Source organism: Nocardia sp. CA-128927 (assembly GCF_050955855.1).
Taxonomy (GTDB): domain Bacteria; phylum Actinomycetota; class Actinomycetes; order Mycobacteriales; family Mycobacteriaceae; genus Nocardia.
This window is the reverse complement of the sequence record NZ_CP192087.1, coordinates 5197204-5222757: the sequence shown is the minus strand read 5'-3', so window position 1 is coordinate 5222757 and position 25554 is coordinate 5197204. Positions and strand designations below refer to the sequence as shown.

Genomic DNA, 25554 nt, shown 5'->3' with positions numbered 1-25554 from the left:
ACGTGACATCTCTCGATGACAGGATCCTCGACGATCTGCGCGAGTGGCGGGACGAGCAAGTCGCCAAGGGCAATCTCGAACAGGGCGCGGTCACCGACTCGCGCCTGAATCAGATCCTGCGCTCCGGCAAGACCAGCGCGGACGATATCGCCCAGATCCTGCCCGCCTCCGCGAAGTGGGCGGCGCAATTCCTTGCCGTGCTGATCAACCGGGACCGCATCGATGCACCACTCGACCCGCCGGAACCCGAAACGCCCATCGACACAGCGGTAGCGGCAGAACCGACCTTGCCCGCACCGGACGCCGATTTCGACGAGACGCCGGATCCGTTGCCGGACATCGAATACACCCTCAGCGATGGCGACTTCCCGAACAATGACGTCATTCGAGGGACGGGTTCCGCTGCGCGGCTGTCGATCACGTCCGCTGTCGACGGCTACCGACTCGACTGGAAGAGCGAGGTCACCGACGATCCCGGCGTCGTGATCTATCGCGTCGCCGCACGTGACGATTACGAGCCGCATCGGCCCGACCGAGGACGTTTCATCGCGGCTACCACCTCGGCTGAAGCGTACGACACGGCACCACTGGTCGCGGCGGCACGATTCGTGGTGGTCTGGCGACATCGCGGCAGCACGATCGACGAGGCCAAACGGAGCGCACCGGAACTGCTGGCGCGCGGGCAGATCATCGCACCGGTCAGCGGTTTCGAGGTCGTCGCCGACCATGGCTCGGTGATCGGCAGGTGGTCGGTCCTGCCCAACACCACGCGGGTGCGGGTGTACCGCGTACCCCTGCGCGGAATGATCGACATCGGCGACGAGCGACACCGCATCCTCGCGACGAACCATAACCTCACCGGCTTCACCGACACCGAAGTATCGCCTGGTAGATACCTTTACCGCGCGATCAGCGAGGTCGACATCGGGGACGGGACCGTTTTGTCGGTAGCAGCCGAAGACGAGGTCGACAGACTCGGCGACCTGCAGCGGATCACTGATCTCACCGTTCAGCAACGGGGTGCCGGAACCAAAACCTGGCTCGATCTGTCCTGGACAACACCGCCGAGCGGTGACGTGCACATCTACCGGACCGCGGCCAAACCACCGCTGAGCCTCAGCGAGTCGGTCGTGGTTGTCGAGCGCCTCACCAGCACCACCATCGCGGCCGACGCCCAGCTAACAGCCGCTAGCCGCGTACCCAATCCCATTGTCCCCGGGGAGATGTCGCAGATGACCGAGGTTGCCTGGCCGTCGGACTGGGTGTTCGTCTACTTGACCCCGGTCACTACGCACGACGGGAAGGTTCAAGTCGGCACGACGATGGTGGCGGCCCGGCGCGCTGAGTTCATGCCGAGTGCACGAGTGGTCGAGCGCTGCAACGAACAAATCATCACGATGGCATGGCCCGCCGAGGCCGACGAGATCCGAGTGTATGTGGCAGGCAACCACATTCCGGTCGAAACAGCGGTGGCGCAACGCCCCGTGGGCACCATCGACCGCGACATGTACGTCCGTGACGGCGGGTTGCACCTGCCCGAACCACTCCCCGCGCTCGGCTGCTCGGTTCACCTGGTACCGGTGACCTTTGCCGCTGGGGCTCCGACTCTCGGCGTCGTCACCAGTATCGAATACCCGGGCTTGCTTCGAGTGCGCTACGAGGTGCTGACCATACAGCTCAAACGGCGCGATCGCTGGTTGCAAATCAGGCTGTTGCCCGAACTGGATCGGCCGTCGGCGCCGCCCTTCGTCCTGGTGCACAATCCGGAGCGACTGCCGTTGAGCATCGACGACGGCCGGCGAATCGACACCTACTTCTACGACCAGAACGCCGGATCCGCATCGGTGGACTGCATCATTCCGGCCGCATTGCGGCGCGGCGACCCGCATCTCGTCTGGCGGGTACCCGCCGACGAGCTCGCCGGGTACGTTCGGCTCTTTGCGGACGTGCGACCCGAACAACAGCAGGTGCTGGCGATCATCGATCCGCCACTGCGCACCCTCCGGCTCACCGGACCTTCCCGTGGGCGATGACATGACGACTCCCCGATACACCGCACAATCCGCGCCCGCCGACACCGGCCGGTTCGGCCAGCTCACCTACACCTCGTACTCCGCGCCTGCGGGATCCGGCCTTGCCGGACGCAGCGGATGGCAGCCGAAGGACCAGACCGCGGGCCTCACCGACGGCGAGCAGACCGCGCTGGTCGGCTGGGTGTCCACGCAGCTGGACCCGGTGACGCCGATACCACCCTTTCCCACCGCCGCTGACATCGCCGCACTACCGAGGCGACTGATGTACGTCAGTATCGACGCCCGTTCGGCTGTCTACTGTCACACTGTGCCTGCGGGCGCCGACGCCGCAGGCAGACCCGGAAATGTGTTCGCGCACATCCTGTTGGACCGTGACATCGGCGAGACGAACGGCGTGCGACCGATCGACCTGTGGCGCTCACCCGATTGGCTCACCCCCTTCGGGCAGACGAGTGTCGCCACTGCCGAACTGGAACCCGGGCAAGCTCGCCCGCGCCGAGGGCGCGCCATCGAACGGTCGACGGTCCTCCAATTCCTGCTCACCCCGGGGTTCTCATACATCGGCATACTGCGGGTGCTACTCGACGCGGTCGAGCACAGCCTGCGCGGCGGTCCGCGCATCGTCCTGGCCGTGGACGATCCCGACACCGCCGCGCTCTGGATCGGCGCCGTCAGCTATTTCATGGCGGCCGTGACGGCAGCGAGGTTGAGCTGGACCACCTTCGATCGCGCAGATTCGGTGGCATCGGCGATCAGAAGCGGCCTGCACATCGTCGCCATTCCCGCACGCGACAGTGCAGCCATCCAGGACAGTGCCGAGGTTGTCCTCGTGGATACCACCCAACCGGTCCAGCCCGGCGAGTTCGGCAGGTCCGACCACCACACTCAGCGCGGCACGATCGTGCCCATCACCGGATGGTCGGCCCTCGCCGAAACCGTGCTGCTGAACTACGCAACCGCTGATCAGGCACTGCAGCGCGTCGAGGAGATTGCGGCGCGGGTGCCGGAGCCCTACCTGACACCGGGTTGGCCGCTGGCGATGGTTGTCGCCGGGAATCCACTACTGCACGAAGCCAAAGAGGCTGCGCGACAGATTATCGACCGCGAATCACCCGCATCGTTGAAACGGGATCCGGTACTGCTGGCATCCGCCGCGGGCGTGCTGTTTCCGACGCTCGGCACCACCGCCGAGGGCGCATGGAACGCGTTGGCCGACACCGCCGTCGACACTTCGCCGGGCGGGCTGACCAGAGATGTCGTCGGCCGGATGTTCGTCGTGTTGGCCCTGCGGGATCCGGATTGGCTGGGGCGCGAACAACGCTTCTACGAAACACGATTCGTGCCGGACGCCGGCCAGGAGCCCACCGACCTCAGTTCAGAAGCGCGCGACGCCGTGCACGAGCTCGCGTGTCGTGCGCAGGAGGTCGGCGCGGACTGGGTGCAGTGCGCTCACGTGTCCCGAACGGCGCTCAGAATGCTCGAGCTGCTCGATTACGCCGGACTCATCAGCGACGACATCGACGCGGTCATGCGCGAGGTGCTGGTCAGGACGCTGCGACCACTCCTGTACGACCACATACACGGCCCGGAGTTCGTCGCGGCGATCGGATCCATTACCGAACATGTCCGTACGGCGTTCGTACTTCCCGCCGTGGTGCCCGAGGAACCGGTTGTCGGTCGCCCGCTCGGCGAGCGTTTCGCCGGCGAGGTCGGGCAGTGGCTGCTCGGTGCCGACACTGTCCGATTCGCTGCCCTGACCCGTGCCCCGGCCCTGATCGAGACATCGCTGTACCAGCTCGTAGCGGACTCGGTCTTTCGGATCTTCCGCTCGTACGACGGACAGCACCGACGGGATTGGGCGTGGGCGGCGCCGATCGGCCTGTCCCGAGCACTCTACGAGGAACATTCGCGACAGGATTGGCGCAGTACCGATATCACGCCGCTGTTCACCGATGAGCCGTGGGACATTGATGAGCTGCTGAGCGTTGATGCGCAGTGGCACAACATGATTCCGCCACGTTTCTTCAGGCTGTCACTGATCGAGACCTGCTCCCCGGCGGAGCTCGCCGCCCTCACCCACCGCATCAGCAGACGTACTGGGTCGAGCAAGTCCCGTTCCGCTCCGCTCACCGGTACCCCACACGACGATGCCCTCGACGAAGTGGCGGCGACATGGGCGAGGCTGGCGACAGTGGACTGGCGCGGATTTCACCGGACCGAAATCCGGACGCTGTGGCCATTGTTGGCGGACTACGGGCAACGGCGAGAACCGCGGCTGCCCGCACCGCTCGCCACAGATATGGCCGTCGCCTACATCCTTTTGCGTTCCAAAGAGTTCGAGCATCCGACGGCACCCCGCGTCCTGACGCTCGGCACGGCCCATGCGGTCGCGCTGGCGAACTATGCGGTGCAGAACTGGCAGGCCACCGTCGCAGGTCTACTGGCGTTGATCGATCACACCGGTCTCGACGCGCACTGGGTGTGTGTGCTCGCCGTCCTGGCCGCACCCACCGCGCCTCCGTCCGCGGCACGGCAATCGGATGACCCCTTGCTGCTTATGCGAAAGCCGGGTGGGAGAACGATTTTCGAGGAGGTAGCCGTGCAAGCCATGCGCAATCCGCACCGGTGGGACGCGCCCAGAACCGAAGCAGCGCTCGTCGACGCGGTCAAGGGCGAGCTGCGGGACCGGACCGCCGAGTCCGGCCAGCTGATCCACGAGTTCGACCGCTTCACCCGGATCTGGCATAACGCCAACTGCGGGAACGGGGTTCGGCAATGACCACCTATTTCCTCGACCGAGGGAAGCAGTTTCTGTTGCCGCATGGCGAATTACAGATCCGGTCGGAGGGCACCGGGGGCCGGGTTCGGATCAGCGTCGACCGTGCGGACCGATCCGAGACGTTGACGGCTCGAATCCATCAAGGGCATGTCGTCGTCTCGGACATCGAATCCCGCTGCACAGTAGCGGCTTTCCCGAACGACGGCACCGCGGTGTTTCGAGACGGCACCGCCGTAACGCTTTTCGTCGAGGTGGACGGTGGGCAGCACAATTCGGACTCGCTCCGGGTAGAAGTCGTCCAGCAGGATGTGAGCGGGCTGCATCGAGCGGAACTGGCACGGCTGCGACCAGCCGGGAACCAGATCGAGGTCAGCGTGCGGCTACCGGACGAGCTCGGCCCGCTCGCCCGAGCGGCCTGCAGCGCGGCGCACGAGATACTCGGCTCCGATCAGGCGCCCCGGATTTCGGCGGCCACTGTTGGTCTCGCGATCGATACGACCGCGTCCATGGTGCCGCGGATCGGCGACGGCTCCGTTACGGTCCTGACCGAGCTGGTCACCGGCGTGGCCGAAGCGGCCTCCTGCGACCTGCGCAGCGTCGACATCCTCGGGCCGACAACACTTCCCGTCGATATACACCCGGTCGGCGATCTCGCCGAAAGAGTCGAGTCGATGTTGCGCGACATGGGTGCGGGCATCGGCCTGACAACACGAGATCTGTTGCCGCACAACCAGCAGCACGTGGTTCTGGTGATCACCGATACGCCACCGCTCGGCCGCGCCGCACAGCAGGGCGTGCGTCATCTCGTCCTCGCTCATGGCACACCCGTGCCCCGGGCGACCGGATACACCGCGATCGATCCCGGACACCTGAAGAGCTTGCCCGACGCCGACAGCCGTGCACCGGTGCTGCGGAGTGTCGTCCGCGGGCTGCTCGCCGCACTGACCACCGAAGACAAGGAGATGGAGCGGTGACCCGATGCCCAATGTGTTTCAACGCGCTCACACCGGAACGCGTTAGCTGGATGGCGACCAGCGGTGAGACGAAGATCGACGAGGTCGCATCGCGCTATTACGGCGCCGAGGTCCAGACACGCCACATCGTGCCGTCCGAGTTGAAAAGGGAGCGGAACAACATCGTGCTGACTCCGTCACGCGCCCTTGCCGCGGCGCAGGTCGGATCGCAGGTCGAAGAGGTCTGCCCGTACTGCCACTACCGGATCCCCGACGGCTGGCGGGACAGCCGATCAACCTGTATCGCCATGGCAGGCGCGCGGTACACCGGAAAGACCGTCTACGTCGCAGTGCTGATAAAGGCGCTGCAGCTGTTCGGCGAGCGGATCGGCTGCGTCGTCGAGCCGAACGATCAACGTACGGCGGACACCTATCAGAAGCACTATCAGAACACCCTGTATGTGCAGCGGCAAATGCTGCCGCCCACCTCGAGCATCGGCGTCAAGGATCCGTTCCACCGCGATCCGCTGATCTTTCGTCTTGGGCACTGGAACGGCAGAAAGCAGTACCTCGTCATTCGTGACGTCGCGGGCGAGGATCTGCACGATCAGAACAACATCGGCCAGACGTGGACCAAGTTCTTCGGCAACGCGGACGGCGTTGTCTACATGTTCGATCCACTCAAGGTACCGAGCATCGCCAGTCAGCTTCGGGACCTCATCCCCGCTCAGGAGACGTACGACGTGGCGCCGATAACCGTGCTACAGACGGTGATCTCGATGATCGGTCCGCACAATCCGAAACTGGCCGTGGTGCTGTCGAAGTTCGACGCCCTGCACGCGTTGAAGAATGTGGCCGGAACCGACTGGAGCACCGTCATGGGCAATCCCGGCGCCGGGTTCTCCCGTGACCCGAGCCTGATCCGCGGGCCCTACGACAATGACGACGGCGAGCTGGTCGACGCCGAAGTACGCAGCCTGCTGGTGAAACTCGGCGCCAAACCGATCATCGACGCCGCCGACTCACCGCACACCGGCGCACGGCTACCCACGCGATTCTTCGCCGTCTCAGCCCTTGGCGCATTGCCCGCAGGCGAACAGGTACACGAAAGCGGGATATCGCCCTTCCGCTGCCTCGATCCCGCCCGCTGGATATTGAGCGAGGCAGGCGTATGGAACTGATCGCGCCGTACGGCGGGCTGAACCGCATCGACCAAGGGTGGGTGTAATGGCAGAGTTTTTCTTCCGGCTTGCGATGGCGCTGCTGATCGCAGTCGGTTGCATAGTGCTCGGGTACTGCCTACGCGCCATGGAAAACCGCGAACAGCAATCGGATTCGAACGATGAACTCTATCGGCCGACGCCACCGGTCGAGTCAGGGGCGGTCCGGCGACAGGAAGAACTCATCGCGAGGCTGCGCGGTGAAAAAGAGGGCCTGATCGACGGGCTGATCCGCGCCTACGATCTCAGTGAGAGCATCGATGAGGCGCGGATGCACATCTGGCGTGAACTCGACTGCGTCGGGGTGAAGTATTTCCAGCCGGTCGAAAACGACGTCGTCGATCCGAGCAAACATGTCCAGGTCGGGACGACGGCCACCGACCGATCCTCGTTGGTGGGCCGGGTCGCGACGACACCACGCCTCGGCTGGCGCGATCAGCACGGCGTCCTCCGACAGGCCGACGTCACGGTCTGGGTTGCCGACAGCCCGTACAGCGAAAGGTGGGACTCATGAAGCAGCTGGATTGGCCGGCCCTGCCGCCGATCGTCGGGGCCGTGGTCGGCGGCCTGACCGCACTGTCGGCAACCGTCGTGCTTCTCGTGCATACTCCGCCCGCCGAACCTGCCGAATCAGTTCCGCCGCCGCCGAATTCGGCGGTCGAGACCGCACCGGCCCGTCCCCTCGGCATCGACCTGCCACGCGCGATCACCGACTCGGGCAGCTGCGTCATCCCACCGCGCAACGCGCTGCCTACATTCAGTTGCGGCACAAGCGATGGCAAACCCCTGACCGCCGTCAAGTTTGCCGACAACGCCGCCGCACGCGACGCCACATCGAAGTACCCGACTTCCTGGCCCGCGAACGCCACCGCACTGGGACGCTATGCCGTGGAGCTGGATTGGGACGGATCGTGGGTGCTGCGGTGGGCGCAGAACTCGATGGCGACGGTGATCGCGGTTCCCGGTTTCAAGGACAAACCGGCGGCAGAGCAGTGGTTCCGGGAGATCGATCCGCAACTCGAACCGCGTTGACACCGAGGGCATTTCGCGTCGGGTATCTACAGGTGCCCACCGCCCCCGATCAACCACGGGTTGAACGTGCAGGCCAGGTTCGAATGGCCAGCAGGGTCCAGGGCGCGCAGCGCTATGGACAGGGCCCGGGGTGAGTACATCAGGGTCTGATGGTCGGAGAAGTCTGTCTCGCACCCGTCCTGGAGCGTGATGTTCTGGACAGACGCACCGCGGGTCGGCCGGAGGAAGGTCAGGTTGTAGGGCGTCATGATCTCGTCGTAGCGGGTGCCGACGATCGTGTAATCGATGCCGGGGATGGTGTCGCCGTTGGCATTCAGCTGGTTGACGAAGTCCGAGCCGACGGTTTGTTCGGCGACGGCGTGGCCGACGACGATCGAGCTGGCGCCGACGACATCGACACCGATGTTGTTGATGGCGCGGCCGAGTGCGGCGATGCCGTCGATGGTGGAGCCGTGATGCGTCGCACCGAAGGTGATCAGGTGCTGCACCTTGTCGGCGCCGCCGTCGAACTTGGTGTACCAGTTCGCCATTGCGCCGCCCTGCGAGTAGCCGATGAGGTCGACGGCGGGTGCGCCGGTGGCCGCGAGCACCCGGTCGACGAAGGTGGCGAGCTGCTTGGCGGAGTCCTCGATGGTGCTGGTGCCCATCACGCCGGGCAATACCGGCGGGAGGCCGCCGCCCTGCGCCGGGTTGGACCGGCCGTAGTTGAAGGCGAAGGTGCAGAAGCCCGCGTCCTTGATCGGCTGACTCATGAACGCGAAGCTGTTGTAGGCGTTCATCCAGGTGCCGTGCAGCAGCACGACGGGGCGCGGGTGTGCGGCGGTCGGCTTGCAACCCCAGTCGTTCGCGCCGGGCGGCGCGGCATCGGGGTTCAGCAGGCCGTAGCCGAAGGCGGCCAGCCAGGACGGCAGCACCGGACCGGAACCCGCTGTGTCGCTGGCGAATCCACCGGACAGGCCCGCGCTGAAGCCGTAATCGGCGACTGCCGCGCCGCGCCCGGCCACGTTGATGCGGTCGGCGATCTGCTGTTCGATCGACTCGTCCGGCGCGGCGTTCGCGCCGGTGCCGGCGACGCCCATGACGAGCGCCGTGACGCCCATCAGGACGGCCGCGATCGACGATCGGCTGGAGGTCCGTCGTTTCATTGATACAGGCAAACAGCGAATCATGGAGCGGATATAACCACGTGACCAATGGCACGTAAATCTCATCCAGATTCGGTAAACCTCTTACAGATTCGATGAAAAAGCACAGTGCCCACCGGGCGGCGCGTGCGGTCGCCGCTCGGTGGGCACGTTCGCCACGACGCGGACAGTTCGCGACAGAACAGGGGCGGGGTTGAGGTCCCGTTCGGTGCGGACTGGTCGCGTGGCGGTGGTGCGTCTGCCGGAACAGGCTCGGAGGGTATGGGTTTCGCCTGTTCGCCGAGACGCACGTTCTCTGCGGGTGCTACAGCTGGCCAGCGCCGCCGATCACCCACGGGTTGAAGGTGCACTCGAGATCGGGATGCCCGGCCGGGTCCAGGGCGCGCAGCGCGATGGACAGGGCGCGGGGTGAATACATCATCGTCATGCCGAAGTTGTTGATCGCCCGGCCCAGCGTGCCGATACCGTCCAGCGAGGTGCCGTGATGCGTTGCGCCGTAGGTGATCAGGTTCTTCACCTTGGCCGCGCCGCCCTCGAACTTGGTGTACCAGTTCGCCATCGCGCCACCCTGCGAGTGCGCCACGATGTCGAGCTCAGGGGCGCCGGTGGCGGCGAGCACCCGGTCGACGAAGGTGGCCAGCTGCTTGGCCGAGTCCTGGATGTAGCCGGTGCCCATCACGCCGGGCAGCACCGAGCCGAGGCCGCCGCCCTGGATCAGGTTGGACCGGCCGTAGTTGAAGGTGAAGGTGCAGAAACCCGCGTCCTTGATCGGCTGGCCCATGTAGGCGAATCCGTTGTAGGCGTTCATCCAGGTGCCGTGTAGCAGCACCACCGGGCGCGGATGCGCGGCGGTCGGCTTGCAGTTCCAGTCGTTGGCGCCGGGCGGGCGCGGCGTCGGGGTTCAGCAGGCCGTAACCGAAGGCGGCCAGCCAGGACGTCATCGGCAGGCCGTAACCGACTGTGTCGCTTGCGTATCCGCCGGACAGCCCGGAGCTGCTGCCCGAGCCGCCGAAGCAATTGCCGGAGCCGTTACCCGATCCGGCGCCGCTGCCGGAATTGCAGGCGGAGCCGGACGAACTGCCGGACTCGGCGACCGGTGCCGCCTTCCGGCCCGCGGCGATGTAGTCGGCCAGGGACTGTTCGGTCGGCGTGGCCGTGGGGTCGGCATTCGCGCCGCTCCCGGCGATGCCCATGACCAGCACCGAGACGCCCGTCATCACCGCCGCCGCGAGCGACGATCGGCCGAAGGTACTTCGTTTCATTGCATGCCTTCCTATGTCGAGCACAGAATTCGAGTGACAGTGCCGAGGTATGCGCGCAACGGCACCGAAACTGCGCCAACGCTAAAACCGTGCGGCCGGTCGACCCACTGCTCGACGTCCTTTCTGGACAGCTCACCAAAGCCGCTGTCGCGGTTAGGTAAACGACACAGTCCGGCGGCGGAGAACAACTCGGTGAGGAATAGTCACAACGCAATCGCCGGATTCTCTGGACGCCGCACAGCGGGCACGTGCCTATTACCGAATAGCGACCGCGTCGAACGGTGAGGTCTACAGACAAGCGGCGGAATCATGGAGCTGATAGGCGCAAGGGCCGAGCATGGGTGAATCTTTTCCAGCCGTCGGCGCCGAACCGATGGTCGACCCCCGGAGAGCAATCATGCGCGACGTTTCCGTGAATCCGTCCGATCAGGTCAGAGCACTGGTCGACCGCCGGTATCGTGCTACGACGCCTTACGAAGTGACCCGAGAAAAGATTCGCGAATTCGCCCGGGCCGTCCAGGATTTTCATCCGGCACATTGGAGTGAGGCGGGGGCCGCCGATCTCGGTTTCGCCGGGCTGGTTGCACCGGCCACCTTCTCGTCGATCATCCTCGGCCAGGTGCAGCGGGAAATGCTCGATACCGTGCTCACCGGCTATCGGGCGACGCGAATTCTGCATGCGGATCGAGTGCTCGACATCGGCAGGCCATTAGTCGCCGGTGACCGGTTGACCTGCGACATCTATTTCGAATCGTGCCGCCATTTCGCCGACTACGACGTACTGGCGATCAAGAGCGTGCTCATCGATCAGCACGGCGAGACGGTGCAGACCGGCTCGACCGCACTGCTCGCCAGGACCGGGCTCGCCGACCCGCGGCTGGCTGAGACCGTCCGCAACGTAGCCCCCGACGGATACTCCCCCAGCCTGCCGAACCCAGCGCCTGGTCCCCTCGCGGCCGCAGCGCGTGTCGCCCCGCTGCGCGGGATCCGAATACCGCGCACCACAGTCGATTTCGATGCGCTCACCGTCGGTACCGAGCTGCCGCTTCGCCCCGTGCGGCTGTCTCGCGGCGATCTGCTGAACTACGCCGCCGTTGTCGACGACACCGATCCGGTCTTGTGCAACGACGAGTCGACGGACGGATTACCGTCGGCTGTCGCGCCCGGAATGCTGAAACTCGGTATGGCCGCGGCGTTTCTGAGTTCCTGGCTGGGTGATCCGGCCGCGGTGACCAGATTTCGCGCGCAGTTCGCGCACTACACGCACTGCCTGCGAATCTCACCGTTCGCGGCCAGCATGATCGAGTTCCACGGCCAGGTGACCTCGCTCGATCCGCGCCGGCGCCGCGCCACCGTCTCGATCGACGCACGCTCGGACGGACGCAGACTCTTCGGCTACGCCGCCGCGGAAGTCCGCTTCCCCCCTTGCCGATCGACTCATCGCCTAGACCGCGGCGACAGCGCGATTCGCTCCCTCGGAGCCCAGCAGTCCGGTCAACCGCGCCAACCGCCGATGCGACTCCAGCCGCGCGGCACGATCGTAAGTGCTTGTGTGCACGAGGATTTCGTCGGCACCGGTACTGGTCACCAGCCGCTCCAACTGATCGGCGACCTCGTCCTCGGTACCGTGCACGTGACCCTGCAACGATTCCTCGAAGATCCGCCGTTCCCGATCAGTCATGGTCAGCGCCTCGAGCTCCGCGGGCGGGAGCAACGTCGGAAACTCGCCGCGGGTCCGCGAATACGCGTTCGACCACGCCTCCGGCAAGAGCAGTCGGTGCGCCTCCTCGGTGGTATCGGCGATCACGACCGACCCCGACACCATGACGTATGGCTCAGCGCCCCACGCGGTGGCGCGGAATCCGGCGCGGTAGCGTTCGATCGCCTCGACCATCCGGTCCTGCCCGCCGACCGCGGCGATGACCAGCGGCAGCCCGAACTGCGCGGCCCGATCCGCACCCGAACCGGTCGCCAGCAGAAACGCCGGAATCCGCAGGCCCTCGGCAGGCCAGCCGTGCACGCCGTTGCGGCCATGGTCGAAGTAGTCGAGCAGCTCGGTCAGCTGCGCGTCGAAGTCCTCGGCGTCGCGCTTGTCGTGGCCGAGCGCGCGGCGCACGCCGTCGGTGAAGCCGACCGACCGGCCCAGACCCATGTCGATCCGACCCGGATACAGCGATTCCAGCACGCCGAACTGTTCGGCGACGATCAGTGGCTGATGGTTGGGCAGCATCACCCCGCCGGTTCCGATCCGGAGGCGTTCGGTCGCCGCTGCGGCGGCCGCGGCGAGCACCGTCGGCGCCGACCCGGCCACGCCGGGCACGCTGTGGTGCTCGGACACCCAGAACCGGTGATAACCCCATTCCTCGGCGAGCCGCGCGAACTCGATCGTCTCGCGTAACGCGGCGGGATGGCTCTGACCGCGCCGAACGCGGGAACGGTCCAGGATGGAGAACCGGACGGAGGGAAGTGCCGAGGTCATATCTGTGTCAACGCGACGAACGGCCGCTGATTCCGCGCTGCGTCGATGGTCACTTCGGGACGGCGTCCGGGATCACTTCGGTGACGGCAGCTCCAGCGCCTTCGCCAGCACCGCCCAGGCCCGCGGCAACTCTGCCTCGAAGTCGGGCCAGGAGTGCATGCCCGCGGCGTCGTATTCGACGGTGGCGGGGATGTTCAGCTCGGTCAGCCGCCCGGCGAACCGCTCGGTGCACGACCGCGCACCGGCCTCCAACGCCGCGCCGCCGCCCGCCAGCCGCAGTGCTTCGACGAGCGTCGCGGACTGCGCGATGGCAACCAGATCGGCACCGGTCGGCACGCCGGTAGCGGCCGAGAGATAGATCGCGGTACCGCGCAACTCCTCCGCGCCGAGCAGGCTGTCGTGCTCCGCCCACTCCGGCGAAGTCGGTGGGCCCCAAAGGTTCTCGACGTTGCCGCCGCGCGAGGCGACGGTGATCGTGGTGACGGCGTGACCGAGCGGATCAGCAGTGGAGTAGCACCCGCTCATGCCCGCGACGGCGCGATAGCGTCCCGGATGCCGTTGGGCCAGCATCATTGCCGCCTGCGCACCCATCGAGACTCCCGCGATGGCACGACGTCCACTGGACTTCAGCAGCGATTCCACGATCGGCGGGAGTTCCTCGGTGAGGAAGGTTTCCCACCGGTTGAGGCCGAGGGCGGCGTCGTGCCGGTCCCAGTCGCTGTACATGCTGCCGGTGCCGCCGCTGGTCAGCACCACGTCGACGGGTTTGTCCGCGAAGAACTCCGCGGCGCCGCCCTTGCTGAGCCAGCCCGAGGTGGTCTCACCGTCCACCCCGTCGAGCAGATACAGCGTCGGGCGTGGGCCCGAACCGGTGCCGCGCAGCACGTCTACCTCGATGATCCGCCACATGGCCGCGGAGGCGATCTTCAGGTGGTCGCGGTGCTGGCCGGCGCTTTCGATCGAGATCAGCCCGGTGCGGGTCATCGCCGGATCGACGGCGGGCGGCGGCCCGCTCGGTAGGCCGGGCGTATCCGCCACGGCGGGCACAGCGACCGTCGCGGCGATTACTGTCATCGCCGCCACGCTGATCGGGCCCCGGAGTCTCATATCGCTGCGGCGGCTCGTTCTGCCTGCCTGGCCGCCACCCGATCCCGGTTTTCCTCGAATCGCGTTGCCTTCTCGGCTAACTCGTCGAGGTATGCGCTGAGCTCGTCGCGGGCTCGTTCGCCGTCACCGGATAGGTCGGTGCGCTCGAACACATTCCATGCCCGCAGCACCGGCCGCACCACCACATCGAGGTGTTGCCGCAGGTCGTAGATGCCGTGCGGCCTCGGACATTCGTCACTCGCAAGCGCTCCAAGCTTGGCGAGCACGACGGCGTTGCGGCGGAAGTTCGGCTGGGTGAGGCCGGGCATCTGGAAGCGCGTGACGATGTCGGTGATGGCACGCAGCGTCTCGTTCGGCATCAGATCCAGAGCGGCGGCACTGATGTTGCGGTAAAAGATCATGTGCAAGTTCTCGTCGGCGGCGATCCGTTGGAGCATACGCTCGGCGATGGGTTCGTCGCACGCTGTTCCCGTGTTCCGGTGACTGATTCTGGTGGCCAATTGCTGCAATGTCACATAGCTTACCGAACGCAGAAACTGTGGCCCTTTCACAGGTTTCGCGATACCCGTGGTCATATGCGCCATCCTGGCCTCTTCCAGCAGTACCGGATCGACCGCGCGGGTGACCACCAGATAGTCCCGCATGACGATGGCATGCCGGTTCTCCTCGGCGGTCCACCGACCGACCCAGGTGCCCCACACACCGTCGAGGGAGAACGACTCCGAGATCTCGCGGTGATAGGACGGCAGATTGTCCTCGGTGAGCAGATTGGTCACCATCGCGGTTCTGGCCACCTCGGTCAGCTTCGATTGACCTGGCTCCCAATCCATTCCGCCCATCGCGGCGAAATTCCGGCCGTCGTCCCACGGCACATAGTCGTGCGGGTTCCATGGCCTGGCTTTGCGCAGGTGCTCGTTGAGCAAACGTTCGGCGACGGGTTCGAGTTCGCGGAGAATATCGCGATCGGTCAACGCAGTGGTCACACATGCTCCTTTTGCTCGACGCCGACAGCGCGGCGAATTCGACACTAGGCGGGCGCGGTCAGGCGGAACGGCCGATTTCGTGATCGTTGGTCGAGGTGACGACGGGAATCCGAACCTGCTGGGCCGGATCACAATCCGCCTCCTCCACCCGGTAGAGACCCGGCGGTCTGCCCGCGGCGCGGATGCGGTCCAGCAGGTCGTGGGTGCGCGCGGCGAGTTCCGGGATGCGTGCGGTGCCGGCGGTGGCCACCACGGCGGTCAGCGGCACCTCGGCGGCCTCGGCCAGCGCGGTCAGTACGTCGGCGGTCATCGACGGCGTGCCGACGCGGGCGGGCCGGACGTCGGTGGGTACCAGCACGGTGCCACCCGCCGCGGACAGCAGCGACAGCGCGCGGGAGCCGAGCGGATCGGCCAGCGCGGCCTGCACTCTGCGCAGCTTGCGCCGGGCCGCCGCGGCGCCCGCGCCCGGTCTTCGCTCGTCCGGATGGGCCGGAATGCTCAGCGCCACCACCTGATACGCCGGTGCGACGGCAATCCCAATTTGGCTCACCAACTCTCCCACCGCATGGCCGCCGAGCAGCGCGGACACCAGGGTTTGCGCCGCGGTCTGGTGTTCCCTTGCCACCAGGCGATGTTCGTCCACATAGGCGGTCGACGCCGTGACGGTCACCATTTCCAGCAGCCGCAAGATCAGTTGCGCGCCTGCGACCTCGTCGTCGCCTTCGGTATGTGCCGCAATGAATTCCAGGCCCGACCGGATTTCGTCGTGATAGGCGGCCAGCACGGTTTCCAATGCGATGCCCTCGCGCGCCCGACGTGTTGCGGTGCCTGCGATTTCGGGTGGCTCGGCTACCTGGTTCGGGGTGGGCGGTGCGAGTAACTCGACGGCCGCCGCCACACAATCCCTGGTGGTTGTCGCAACGTCGCCGGAGAGATCACCGCCTGCGCGCGGTGCCAGGTAGTCGAGAAGTTTCGACGCCAGACTCTCGGAACTCGAACTCATCCGCATAGCCGTCATGACTTACGAAGGCTAGCGACGAATCGTGATGAAATCGGGATACTTGCACGGAATCGGGTAAGTCATCAGCGATCACGGCACGCGTTGGGCGAAATCACAAGCACCCGAGTAAGTTTCGTTACGTCAACCGTCCCATACGAGCACAATTCTGGTACGGACAGCATATTCGACACACTGCGATTTTCACTTCGGCGCGATCCCCCGGACCCGAGTTTGTTTGTGACGCAGCGCCGACCGCGCATTCCGGCGCTGCGTCGACGTCACCTTAACGCCACCTGCCCGTCCCCGAATAGACATCTGCGCGATCCTCGGGAGCTGTCATCGGCGCGTCGCGCGTCGACTGGTAAGTTGCACAAACACCGCGCTCCTGTGCAGGCAGCGCAGGGTGACGCATGGACCATGCGGGCCACGGCCAAACCTGTGAGCTCTCCCATGGGATGTGACGAACAACTGTGCAGTAGCTCTCACCACGGATAACATCGAGCGCTGCGCCCCCGTACGGCGACGCTGCAGAGTTTCGAAGGGCAAAGACACCACATATGACCGGTACGCGAGAGAAGCTGGAAGAGCTGCAGGGGATCCTGGAGCTCGCTGAGGAACCCGCCGGCGAAACCGGCATCGCGAAGCGCAAGGCCAAGGGCATTCCCAGCGCGCGGGAACGCGTGCGCGCGCTGCTCGACCCGGGCAGCTTCGTGGAGATGGGCGCGCTGATGCGCCAGCCCGGTTCGGCCGGCGCCATGTACGGCGACGGGGTGGTCACCGGCCGCGGCGCCATCGACGGCAGGCCGGTCGTCATGATCGCGCACGACCAGACCGTGCACGGCGGCTCGGTCGGCGAGATGTTCGGCCGCAAGGTCGCTGCCGCGATGGAGTTCGCCTACAAGAACGCCTGCCCGGTGGTGGCGATCAACGACTCCGGCGGCGCGCGGATCCAGGATGCGGTGACCTCGCTGGCCTGGTTCGCGCTGATGTGCAAGCGCCAGAAGGATCTCTCGGGATTCGTGCCGACCGTGGCGATCATGCTCGGCAAGTGCGCGGCCGGCGCGGTCTACGGGCCGGTGAACATGGACCTGCTCGTCGCGACCGACAAGTCGTACATGTTCGTCACCGGCCCGGAGGTGATCAAGGCGGTGACCGGCGAGATCGTCTCCGCGGAGGACCTCGGCGGCGCGGCCACCCTCACCAGCAACGGCACCGTCCATCATGTCGCGGACTCCGAGCAGGCGGCCTTCGACTGGGCCCGCAAGTACCTCAGCTACCTGCCGTCCAGCTGCCTCGAACTGCCACCGGTGGTGAATCCTGGCCTCGAGCCGGAGGTGACCAGCCACGACCTGGAGCTCGACAAGATCATCCCGGACACCGACAAGGTCGGCTACGACATGCACGAGATCCTGCTCCGGATCTTCGATGACGGCGACTTCCACGAGATCAGCGCCGACACCGCGCAGAACCTGATCACCGGCTTCGCCCGGGTCGACGGCCGCAGCATCGGCGTCGTCGCCAACCAACCCCAGGCACTCGGCGGCGCCCTCGACGGGCTGGCCTCGGACAAGGCGACCCACTTCATCCGGCTCTGTGACGCGTACGGTCTGCCGGTGGTGTTCGTCGTCGACACCCCCGGCGTGCTGCCCGGTCTCGAGGAGGAGCGCAACGGCGTCATCAAGCGCGGCGGCCGCTTCTTCCGCGCGGTCATCGAGGCGACGGTCCCGATCGTCACGCTGGTGACGCGCAAAGCCTATGGCGGCGGCTACGCGGTGATGGGTTGCCGACAACTGGGCGCCGACATCAGCCTGGCGTGGCCCACCGCCCGGATCGCGGTGATGGGGGCCGACAGCATGGTCAGCATCACCGGGCGCAAGCAGCTCGAGGCGACTCCGCCCGACGAGCGTGCCGCGGTGCGGGAGCAGATGGTCGACTTCTACAACGCCGTCCTCTGCACCCCGTGGATCGCGGCCGAGCGCGGCTACATCGACGCGGTCATCGAGCCGTCACAGACCCGCCTGGAGATCCGCAAGGCCCTGCGGTTGCTGCGGGACAAGGGCGCCGCGACACCGAATCCGCGCAAGCACAGCCTGCTGCCCATCTGATCGACGCTGGCCCGGTTGTGGTGTGTCACAACACAACCGAGGTTCCGATCGTGGCGTGTCCGGTGATCATGTTCCAGCCGAACGGGTTCGGGTGTGATGGCTTAACGTCGATGCCGTGCCCGGACGTCGTTCGCCGCGACCCGGGCACGCGACGTGCCCGCCGAGCCTGAAACCCCACCCTCGCCGGCGGGCACGGAGCGCTTGCGAGGACGAATGTCCGAGGCCACGCCGCACTCTTGATCAGCTGTGGCTGCCCCAGCGCAGATCCGCTGTGGCCCACTCCATTTCCCACATCCGCAGGCGCTTGCGATCGAGGCTGCGGCGCAGCGCGAAGTAGCAGGCCGCCACCGCGATCAGCACGCCGAACAGTGCGCCGGAGGTGAGCAGCACCGCCTTGCTGAGCGCCTGCGTCCCCGACGGCGGCTCGACGATCTTGTTGGCGCCGTTCAGCCAAATGGTCACGGCCTGACCGGGTTGCACGACGGTGGTCGACTGATAGTCGTCGATGTGCACGACGCCGTCGGCGTCTTTCCACTGCACCTTGGCGGGCATGATCGGCGCGTACAGCGGCGCTTTCCCGGTCTCGGTCACCGTGGCGTCGACCTGGTGCAGCTGCGCCGTCTTGGCTTGCACCACAGCGGTTTCGGTGTGATACACCCGGACGCCCACCGCGAGCACCAGTATCGGCACGATTATCAGGAAGACCAGCGCCAGGGCCGCGGCGACCACGGTCTGCACGCGATCTTCTCTGCGGCGCATCGGATTTCGGTCCAGCCCGACGCGGCGGCACGTCCTGCGATACATATTCACCGACCCTGTGGTCATGACGGTGACTCCTCGGTCCGGAATTCGGTGGTGAGTGCGACGAGTGTGGCGAAGTAGTCCTCGATGAGATCGGGTAGGGCGCTCGGATCGTCGCCGGCGGCCCAGGTCTGCAATGCCGAGATGAGCAGGCCCGCGCCAGCGGCCACCGCGGTGGCCGGACGCAGGTCGCACTCCGGGTCTACGTCGAGCCGGGCGGCGATGATCCGCACCGATTCTCGCTGACCTTCGATGCGGATGCGCTGATATCCGGCGAACAGCTCGGGTTCGTCCTCGAAGCGCTGGAACAGTGCCCATCGGCGGGCCAGCAGCGTGGCGCGTTCGCCGCCGTATTCGACGGCGAACCAGTCGTGGACGGCGTTGCGGTACGCGAGCAGCGGCGATTCGTGCACCGGTCGGCGGCACAGAGCGTCGTTGAACAGGTGAACGTCTTGGTCGACATCGCCGAGGATGGCTTCCGCGATGGACGTGAAGTGGCGACTGAAGGTGCGCCGGGTGACCCCGGCCCGCACCGCGATGTCCTCGACGGCTACCGCGCCGAGCCCCCGCTCGGTGAGCAGGTCGAAGGCCGCGCGCGACAACGCTTCCCGGCTGCGCCTGGTACGCAGCCGACGGCCATCGAGATCGACACCATCGTCGCTCATGTTGTCAGTTTACCACCTTATTGTCCCATTGGGACAATACTTCGCGCCCATTGTCGGCCCGTTTCGGGGGTCACTCATCGGGGGCGGGCTGGACCCCACTGAGCGCGCTGACGCAGCGCGATACGAGCATTCGTCTATCTATCAGATGCCCAATTCGGCCGAGCCGAATCACCTTGGCCTACTGCGGATCAGACCCTACGGGGACTCGACGGCTGATCCAGGATCGGCGGCTGACGGCGGCGCAGCGCCTTCAGCAGCGAGATGGTGTACTCCGGCGGCGCGGCGTGCACCGAAAGTTGGTTCGCCACAGCACGATACGCGTCCAGGTCGGCTTGTTTGTCCAGATACAGCGCGCTGGTGAGCTGCTGCAGGTAGACGATGTCGGGCAGGTCGGCCTCGGCGAAGCGCAGGATGGTGAAGGCGCCGTCCGCGAGCGCGGGTCCGCCGACATGGTCGGCGAGCACCTGCACGATGACGTTCTTCTTGGCGACGACGCGCAACAGGTGATCGATCTGGTCGTTCCACACGGTGGAGCCGCCGATCGGGCGCGAGAGCGCCGCCTCCTCGACGACCACCCACAGTTGCGGCGGGTTCGGACGATCGAGGATCTCCTGACGGCGCACCCGCAGGGCGACCCGCCGTTCGATGGCGTGCTGCGGCTCGCCCGAGTGCGCCAGCGACAGCAGTGCGCGGGCGTACTCCGGGGTCTGCAGCAGCTCCGGCACCGCCCGCGGTTCGTAGGCGCGGACCAGCGTGGCCGCCTGTTCCAGGCCGAGATAGGTGTCGTACCACTTGGGCAGCCAGTCGTTGTCGCGGTGCCACCAGCCCGAGGCGTTGCCCTGCCGGGCGAGCTCCAGGAATTCCTCGCGCTCGGTCGGATCGGTGACCTGGTAGAGGTCGAGCAGATCGACCAGGTCGCGGACCCGGAAGCCGGTGCGGCCGAGCTCCAGCCTGCTGATCTTCGAGTGCGAGCCGCGAATGGCCTCGCCCGCGTCCTCGCGGCTCATCCCGCAGTTCTCGCGAAGTTTGCGCAGCCTGCTGCCGAGCATCATGCGCAATACGGTCGGCCCGCCCGCCGGACTCACCCCACGCACCAGCGGGGAATCAGCCGACTGTCGAGCCTCCGAAGGACGCATTCCTAAAGTTTGCCATGCGAACCTTGTCCGTTTCTACTGACCAAAGACCCTGTGCGGGTAACGGACCACTGGTCTAGTGCCCGCCCAGAACACGCGATCCGGGCGGCCGCACTATCCGCGCGCGACGAAACCGGCCGGGTTCAGCGCAGCGCGACGTCCGCCGTCGCGCGACCGAACAGCTTCCGGCCGTCGCAGGTCGCGGTGAGCGAGACGGTAGCCGTCCGCCGCTCAGGGTCCAGCGACTTGATCTTGCCGCGGAACTCGATCTCGCTCGTCTTGCTCGCGGCGACCGGTGCGAAACCGGCGAACCGCACGCCGTAGCTGGTGACGGCGGCCGGATCCCCCAGCCACGAGGTCAGGTAGCCCGCGCCGAGGCCCATGGTGAGCAGCCCGTGCGCGACGACGTCGGGCAGTCCGGCACTGCGCGCGACCACATCGCTGAAGTGGATCGGATTCGAATCACCGGACACGCCTGCGTAATTCACCAGATCGCCGCGCGACAGCGGCATCGAATGCACCGGCAGTTCCATGCCGACCGACAGCTCGTCGAAGCTCGGCACGGTGCGCGGGGTCCGCTGACGGTCGAGCGGGTCGGCCTGCGCGGGTTCGTCGAAGCACTCGACCACGCCGGCCTCCGCGCCGAGGGTGGCCCGCTGCGCCGCCGCGTCGTTCCGGTCGGCCCCCGACTGTCCGGTCATGATCACGCCGTCGACCGCGGACCGCAGGTCGGTGGCGATTTCCACGCCGGTCTGCGCGACGGCGGTGGAGGTCGCGGTCTGCAGCAGTTCCTTGTGCTGGTTGGTGAGCACGTTCTTGGTCACCATGAAGTCTTTGTCGCCGAACTGCCGGAACGACTCGACATACGAGACGCAGTGCAGCTGGTCGCCCGCCAGCACCGGGCGGTGCACCTGGATCGACTGTTCGGTCTGCAGCACCTGGCCGATGTCGTAGGCGGTGAGCACCGACTCGAACATGTTGCGCTGCATCAACATCAGCACGATCGAGGTGAAGGTGAGCGGCGCGATCAGGGCGTCGTACCCCAACTCCGCGGCGGCCGTCTCGTGCCAGTGCGCCGGATGTTGCTCGTGCACGGCGCGGGCGAATTCCCGTATCTTCTCGCGCCCGACCTCGTAGTGCTCGGTCATCCGGTAGTGCCGCCCCACCAAGGCCAATGCCTGTTCGGACGCGGTGGTCGTGATGTCGTTCATGTGCCTCTTTCGCGAATCCTGGCGTCAAGCTCGCCCGGACCGGCCCACAATACCGAAACGCGGCAGAGTCGCACCGCCGGGGCGGCAGGGCCGGACTTGGCCCAACCGACATCGAGGGGAAGGGGTCGTCCGTCATAGATCGCGGCAAACGCGGCAAACGCTAACACCGATAATCCAGCGGACTTGACGACGCACCGCTGGATGGCTAACCGTCAGCACTCGTTAGGGGCGGGTACGCCTTGCAGCCGTTGATCCAGCCAGAGCATTGCCTCCGGATAACCGAGGCCGCCCGCGATGATGTGTTCGCCGAGCACGCTGCGATAGACCGAGGGCACCCCGAGCCGACATTGTTCGAGATAGAGATTGCGGGCGCCTTCGGCCGGAATCCAGAATTCCTGCTCGCCGTTATAGATATAGAGCGGCGTACCCGATTTCATGTCCGCCATCTTGGTTACCCGGAAGATCTCCCCCGCGACCTCGGAGTGCAGCGGGTCGGGGATGTTCGCGGCGATATCGATCGGCAACATGAGCGCGCCGATCAATCCGTAGCTGCTGCCGCACAGGTCCTTCACCGGCGACGTCGCCACCCACTGCGCCAGATTGTTCATCCGGGCCAGGATTTCCGGGCGTTCCCGGCCGATGCCGAAGACCGCCGCCATGAATACCGCCGAGGCGAGGTTGCCGTTCATGCTGCGCGCGACGATCTCGTAGTCCGCGGGCACGCCGCCCAGCGCCGCGCCGACGATGACGTCCGCCAATTCCGGTGCGTAACCGTCGATCAGCTTCACCGCGCCGTGCGTGGCGATGGCGCCGCCCGAATATCCGGTGATGCCGAACTTGCTCGCGCCGAACTCGTCCGGGAGCAGGCCGCGCACCGCGCGGATCGAGTCGAGCACCGCGTGACCCGCGACGACCGGCTCGGCGTAGGCCATCCACGGGCCTTCGTGATCCGGAATGAGCACCGCGTATCCGCGCAGTGCCGCGACGTAGGTGGTGGGCGGAATGAAATCGGTGACGCTGGTGTCGGGGTTGAATCCGTGCGCCAGCGTGTAGCCGGGAGTACAGGTGCGGCCGAGTGCGTCGATCGGCAGGTTGTTGACCACGACCGGCCGCGGACCCGGTCCCGGCCAGGCCGCGGCCGGAATCACCAGTGTCGCCGTGGCATACGAGGGTTCACCGTGCGAGTCGGTGGTGCGGAACTTGAGCAGTTGCGCCCGTTGGATCGGCAGCAGCATCAGTGGCGCGGTGGTCGCGGTAACGTCACGTGACTCTATGACCTGACCGTCGGCGAACTCGGCCAGATCCGACGGCCAGGCATCGAACATCGGATCACCGATGTTCCCGGGCAGTGCGGCGTCGCGCAGCGCGACCAGCGACGGCGAGGTGCTGGTCGCCTCCCACATCGGCGACGGCTCGGTCGGGGCGGACGCGATCGGCGGGGGCGGGATCACCCGATCGATCAGATTCTGCACGCCGGGCAACAGCGAGCCACCGTCCGGCGGCGGGAACAGGCCCGGAAGCTCCGGCAGCGCGGGCAGTTCCGGCAGGCCGGGCAGCGCTGGTGGCGCGGGCAGCGGCTCGGCGACCGCCTGCCCGGTCACTGTCGGGCAGACGATCAACAGTGCCACGGCAATGGCAGGCAAGCATCTCATGGCACACACGCCTTTGGGTGCGGACGTCGGGTTCACCTGGCACCCAGGAAGATGCGGCTTTCGCCCCCGAAATGCCCCCTGTTGTACCAGACAGTCAGGCTAACCCGCCGTACGCGCCACATCGCGCTGAAACGACCGAGTTGTGTGTGACACGTGGCCGAACCGCAACAACCGAGCCGAATGCCGCTTGTCGCGAATCAGGTTCGGCTCGGTGGTGCGTCGTGCGCTCAGCAGTTGCTCGGTGCGGGCTCCCCTCGGAAGCGGGCGTCGAGCCAATTCAACGCCGCCGGAATGCCGAGCACCGCCGCGGTGAGGTGATCGGGTACCGGGATCTGTTCGGTCTGCACGGTCGCACCGGCGGCGCACCAGCGTTTGTCGGTATTGACCACCGCGTCCACCGGGATCAGCCCGTCGATCGGCGAATGCCATTCGAAGACCGGTGTTTTCGGCACGCCGTCGTAGAGCTCGAGGCTGTTCTCCTCGACCACGCCGCGGGCGGTGTCGTCGTTGATCATCGACGTGGTCTTCGCGAAGTCCAGCGCGCCGTGCCCCGCGCCCGCGGAGAGGATGTCGTTCGTGCAGCTGTTGGCCATCTGCGCGCGGGCGGCCAGGCCGCGATCGTTCAGCTGCTCACTGAGCGGAAAGCGGTCGGGGTATTCGCGTTCCAGGCCGAGACCCGCGGCCAGCGCGAGACCGAACACCGGGTGCGAGCCGAGGCCGAGCGACTCCAGCATCTTCACCAGGTTCATCGGCACACCGCCCATGGCCGCGCCCGCGATGTTCAACTCGGGCGCGTACTTCGGTGCGAGCGCGGCGGCCCAGGCGGTGGCCATGCCGCCACCGGAGTAGCCGACCATCGCCACGGTGCTCTTCTGCACTTCCAGCTCGGCCACCTGCTTGACCGCACGGATGCCGTCGAGAGTGATCTGGCCGCCCAGTTTCGCGGCGCCGTAGGCGAAGTTGGGCCCGAGATGATCGGGCAGCGCGACGGTCCAGCCGCGTTGCAGCAGCACATTCCAGCCCGGCGCCTCGCGGACGATCAGGTTCGGGTCGCCGGTGTAGAGGACCTTGGAGACCGAGCATTCGGCGCCGAGTCCGTTGATGATGTGCTGGAAGGACAGCAGCGGTCCGTCTTTGGCGTGCACCCGCGGGGTGAGCACGGTGGTGGTCGCGGCGATCGGCTGGTTCTCGGAACTGGTGGAACGGAAGCGGACGACCGTGACGGTGGTGTCCGGGAAGATCATCAGCGGCGGCATCACGCGGGTCGCGAGCACGTCGCCCGGCTTCTTGTCGGCGATGTCCGCCGGTGTCGCGTAGAAGGGATCCGGGTCCGGTGCCGGATACAAGGGGGAGGTGTGGCCTGGTCCGGCCATCGTGGCGACGAGCACCAGCCCTGCCGCCATCGCGCCGAACGCGCGAGCCAATCGTGTGCGGGTCGCTCCCCTGCCCATCGAACGTAGGGCCTGACTCATCGATAGGTGCCTCTCGAATGGTCCAACGTTGTGACTCATCCTCGACACTTTCGGCACCCAGCGGCAGATACCGCGGCGATCACGTTGAGATCTCACAAGTTTGGAGCGACCAGTCTGTGATGGTTAGGCGCATTCGCTCGTGACACAGCCCCACCGCCGCAACCCCGTCCTGTGACATGTCCAGCCAACGAGACGGAACATGTTCCAATCCATGTCGCGGTTCTACCTTCACAGGGCCGGGCGCGGTTGCCGCGCCCGGCCCGGAAGGAGACGGTGGCATGGACGGCACTGCGCGCAAACTCGCGTACCGCGAAGACATCGACGAGCCACCGACGCGACGCGTCACCGTTTACTTCGACGGCCCCACCCCCGATGACGCGATGGTCCTGGAGTACGCGGCCAGCAGTACCGAGGCATGGGAATTCACCTCCGCCGCCGTACACGCCGGGCTCACGGTCACCGTGGACGGGATGCTACGTCCGGGATTGCGCCGTCTCCCCTGCCGATCGCTCTGGCACTGAG

Annotated in this window: 19 protein-coding genes and 2 pseudogenes; 9 read left to right on the top strand and 12 right to left on the bottom strand. The window is 66.4% G+C overall.

What is annotated here, in order from left to right; all coding sequences use genetic code 11:
• The first annotated feature begins 2 nt into the window (after nucleotides 1–2).
• The 6 genes from ACQPW1_RS24535 to ACQPW1_RS24510 are packed head-to-tail and all read left to right on the top strand — an operon-like array spanning nucleotide 3 to nucleotide 8017.
• A complete protein-coding gene (locus tag ACQPW1_RS24535) occupies nucleotides 3–2033 on the top strand; it encodes a hypothetical protein (RefSeq protein ID WP_433665083.1) in 2031 nt (676 codons plus the stop codon).
• Between the two features lies 1 nt (nucleotide 2034).
• The gene (locus tag ACQPW1_RS24530) at nucleotides 2035–4812 is read left to right on the top strand and encodes a hypothetical protein (RefSeq protein WP_433665082.1); all 2778 of its coding nucleotides are present in this window, start codon (nucleotides 2035–2037) and stop codon (nucleotides 4810–4812) included.
• Nucleotides 4809–5786 carry a hypothetical protein gene (locus ACQPW1_RS24525; protein WP_433665081.1) on the top strand — a complete coding sequence of 326 codons (978 nt, stop codon included), beginning with the start codon at nucleotides 4809–4811 and terminating at the stop codon, nucleotides 5784–5786. The genes ACQPW1_RS24530 and ACQPW1_RS24525 overlap by 4 nt, the downstream gene beginning before the upstream one ends.
• Nucleotides 5783–6946, top strand: a complete 1164-nt coding sequence (locus ACQPW1_RS24520) for a hypothetical protein (RefSeq protein ID WP_433665080.1) — start codon at nucleotides 5783–5785, stop codon at nucleotides 6944–6946. The genes ACQPW1_RS24525 and ACQPW1_RS24520 overlap by 4 nt, the downstream gene beginning before the upstream one ends.
• A gap of 46 nt (nucleotides 6947–6992) precedes the next feature.
• On the top strand, nucleotides 6993–7499 hold the full coding sequence (locus ACQPW1_RS24515) for a hypothetical protein (RefSeq protein WP_433665079.1): 507 nt from the start codon (nucleotides 6993–6995) through the stop codon (nucleotides 7497–7499).
• On the top strand, nucleotides 7496–8017 hold the full coding sequence (locus ACQPW1_RS24510) for a hypothetical protein (RefSeq protein WP_433665078.1): 522 nt from the start codon (nucleotides 7496–7498) through the stop codon (nucleotides 8015–8017). Before ACQPW1_RS24515 ends, ACQPW1_RS24510 begins: the two co-directional genes overlap by 4 nt.
• Before the next feature lie 26 nt (nucleotides 8018–8043).
• Here ACQPW1_RS24510 and ACQPW1_RS24505 read toward each other — a convergent pair whose 3' ends face one another.
• Nucleotides 8044–9162: an alpha/beta fold hydrolase gene (locus ACQPW1_RS24505; RefSeq protein ID WP_433665077.1), complete on the bottom strand. Its 1119-nt coding sequence runs from the start codon at nucleotides 9160–9162 to the stop codon at nucleotides 8044–8046.
• Between the two features lie 304 nt (nucleotides 9163–9466).
• Nucleotides 9467–10379: pseudogene (locus tag ACQPW1_RS24500) on the bottom strand (esterase/lipase family protein).
• A 382-nt stretch (nucleotides 10380–10761) separates the two neighbouring features.
• Here ACQPW1_RS24500 and ACQPW1_RS24495 point away from each other — a divergent pair.
• Nucleotides 10762–11829 (top strand): annotated as a pseudogene (locus ACQPW1_RS24495) (fused (3R)-hydroxyacyl-ACP dehydratase subunits HadA/HadB); the annotation flags it as partial.
• A gap of 39 nt (nucleotides 11830–11868) precedes the next feature.
• On the opposite strand, the gene ACQPW1_RS24490 reads toward ACQPW1_RS24495, so the two are convergent.
• The 4 genes from ACQPW1_RS24490 to ACQPW1_RS24475 all read right to left on the bottom strand — a co-directional run bounded on the left by ACQPW1_RS24490 (nucleotide 11869) and on the right by ACQPW1_RS24475 (nucleotide 15996).
• A complete protein-coding gene (locus ACQPW1_RS24490) occupies nucleotides 11869–12903 on the bottom strand; it encodes an LLM class flavin-dependent oxidoreductase (protein ID WP_433665076.1) in 1035 nt (344 codons plus the stop codon).
• Between the two features lie 72 nt (nucleotides 12904–12975).
• The gene (locus tag ACQPW1_RS24485) at nucleotides 12976–13977 is read right to left on the bottom strand and encodes an alpha/beta hydrolase (protein ID WP_433665075.1); all 1002 of its coding nucleotides are present in this window, start codon (nucleotides 13975–13977) and stop codon (nucleotides 12976–12978) included.
• 29 nt (nucleotides 13978–14006) lie between these two features.
• Nucleotides 14007–14993, bottom strand: a complete 987-nt coding sequence (locus tag ACQPW1_RS24480; protein ID WP_433665074.1) for an acyl-ACP desaturase — start codon at nucleotides 14991–14993, stop codon at nucleotides 14007–14009.
• Between the two features lie 58 nt (nucleotides 14994–15051).
• Complete coding sequence (locus tag ACQPW1_RS24475; protein ID WP_433665073.1) at nucleotides 15052–15996, bottom strand: transcriptional regulator; 945 nt, start codon at nucleotides 15994–15996, stop codon at nucleotides 15052–15054.
• Between the two features lie 554 nt (nucleotides 15997–16550).
• Here ACQPW1_RS24475 and ACQPW1_RS24470 point away from each other — a divergent pair.
• The gene (locus ACQPW1_RS24470) at nucleotides 16551–18098 is read left to right on the top strand and encodes an acyl-CoA carboxylase subunit beta (protein WP_433665072.1); all 1548 of its coding nucleotides are present in this window, start codon (nucleotides 16551–16553) and stop codon (nucleotides 18096–18098) included.
• Between the two features lie 240 nt (nucleotides 18099–18338).
• On the opposite strand, the gene ACQPW1_RS24465 is transcribed toward ACQPW1_RS24470, so the two are convergent.
• The 6 genes from ACQPW1_RS24465 to ACQPW1_RS24440 form a co-directional block, all read right to left on the bottom strand.
• Nucleotides 18339–18923 (bottom strand): Rv1733c family protein, encoded by a 585-nt coding sequence (locus tag ACQPW1_RS24465; RefSeq protein WP_433665071.1) that lies wholly within the window; start codon nucleotides 18921–18923, stop codon nucleotides 18339–18341.
• On the bottom strand, nucleotides 18920–19564 hold the full coding sequence (locus ACQPW1_RS24460; protein WP_433665070.1) for a TetR/AcrR family transcriptional regulator: 645 nt from the start codon (nucleotides 19562–19564) through the stop codon (nucleotides 18920–18922). The genes ACQPW1_RS24465 and ACQPW1_RS24460 overlap by 4 nt, the downstream gene beginning before the upstream one ends.
• Before the next feature lie 188 nt (nucleotides 19565–19752).
• Nucleotides 19753–20700, bottom strand: a complete 948-nt coding sequence (locus ACQPW1_RS24455) for a helix-turn-helix domain-containing protein (RefSeq protein WP_433665069.1) — start codon at nucleotides 20698–20700, stop codon at nucleotides 19753–19755.
• 140 nt (nucleotides 20701–20840) lie between these two features.
• Nucleotides 20841–21908, bottom strand: a complete 1068-nt coding sequence (locus ACQPW1_RS24450) for a fused (3R)-hydroxyacyl-ACP dehydratase subunits HadA/HadB (protein ID WP_433665068.1) — start codon at nucleotides 21906–21908, stop codon at nucleotides 20841–20843.
• A gap of 212 nt (nucleotides 21909–22120) precedes the next feature.
• Nucleotides 22121–23560 (bottom strand): lipase family protein, encoded by a 1440-nt coding sequence (locus tag ACQPW1_RS24445; protein ID WP_433665067.1) that lies wholly within the window; start codon nucleotides 23558–23560, stop codon nucleotides 22121–22123.
• A gap of 227 nt (nucleotides 23561–23787) precedes the next feature.
• Nucleotides 23788–25011, bottom strand: coding sequence for a lipase family protein (locus ACQPW1_RS24440; protein ID WP_433665066.1), 1224 nt, complete (start codon nucleotides 25009–25011; stop codon nucleotides 23788–23790).
• 299 nt (nucleotides 25012–25310) lie between these two features.
• Here ACQPW1_RS24440 and ACQPW1_RS24435 point away from each other — a divergent pair, with 299 nt between their 5' ends.
• Nucleotides 25311–25553, top strand: a complete 243-nt coding sequence (locus tag ACQPW1_RS24435; RefSeq protein ID WP_433665065.1) for a hypothetical protein — start codon at nucleotides 25311–25313, stop codon at nucleotides 25551–25553.
• The last annotated feature ends 1 nt before the right edge of the window (nucleotide 25554 follow it).

Excerpts from the sequence above, each read along its gene's own strand:
- ACQPW1_RS24530 (WP_433665082.1), top strand. The coding sequence starts at position 2,035 with ATGACGACTCCCCGATACACCGCACAATCCGCGCCCGCCGACACCGGC.
- ACQPW1_RS24525 (WP_433665081.1), top strand. The coding sequence starts at position 4,809 with ATGACCACCTATTTCCTCGACCGAGGGAAGCAGTTTCTGTTGCCGCAT.
- ACQPW1_RS24515 (WP_433665079.1), top strand. The coding sequence starts at position 6,993 with ATGGCAGAGTTTTTCTTCCGGCTTGCGATGGCGCTGCTGATCGCAGTC.
- ACQPW1_RS24510 (WP_433665078.1), top strand. The coding sequence starts at position 7,496 with ATGAAGCAGCTGGATTGGCCGGCCCTGCCGCCGATCGTCGGGGCCGTG.
- ACQPW1_RS24505 (WP_433665077.1), bottom strand. The coding sequence starts at position 9,162 with ATGAAACGACGGACCTCCAGCCGATCGTCGATCGCGGCCGTCCTGATG.
- ACQPW1_RS24490 (WP_433665076.1), bottom strand. The coding sequence starts at position 12,903 with ATGACCTCGGCACTTCCCTCCGTCCGGTTCTCCATCCTGGACCGTTCC.
- ACQPW1_RS24485 (WP_433665075.1), bottom strand. The coding sequence starts at position 13,977 with ATGACAGTAATCGCCGCGACGGTCGCTGTGCCCGCCGTGGCGGATACG.
- ACQPW1_RS24475 (WP_433665073.1), bottom strand. The coding sequence starts at position 15,996 with ATGAGTTCGAGTTCCGAGAGTCTGGCGTCGAAACTTCTCGACTACCTG.
- ACQPW1_RS24470 (WP_433665072.1), top strand. The coding sequence starts at position 16,551 with ATGACCGGTACGCGAGAGAAGCTGGAAGAGCTGCAGGGGATCCTGGAG.
- ACQPW1_RS24465 (WP_433665071.1), bottom strand. The coding sequence starts at position 18,923 with ATGACCACAGGGTCGGTGAATATGTATCGCAGGACGTGCCGCCGCGTC.
- ACQPW1_RS24460 (WP_433665070.1), bottom strand. The coding sequence starts at position 19,564 with ATGAGCGACGATGGTGTCGATCTCGATGGCCGTCGGCTGCGTACCAGG.
- ACQPW1_RS24455 (WP_433665069.1), bottom strand. The coding sequence starts at position 20,700 with ATGCGTCCTTCGGAGGCTCGACAGTCGGCTGATTCCCCGCTGGTGCGT.
- ACQPW1_RS24450 (WP_433665068.1), bottom strand. The coding sequence starts at position 21,908 with ATGAACGACATCACGACCACCGCGTCCGAACAGGCATTGGCCTTGGTG.
- ACQPW1_RS24445 (WP_433665067.1), bottom strand. The coding sequence starts at position 23,560 with ATGAGATGCTTGCCTGCCATTGCCGTGGCACTGTTGATCGTCTGCCCG.
- ACQPW1_RS24440 (WP_433665066.1), bottom strand. The coding sequence starts at position 25,011 with ATGGGCAGGGGAGCGACCCGCACACGATTGGCTCGCGCGTTCGGCGCG.
- ACQPW1_RS24435 (WP_433665065.1), top strand. The coding sequence starts at position 25,311 with ATGGACGGCACTGCGCGCAAACTCGCGTACCGCGAAGACATCGACGAG.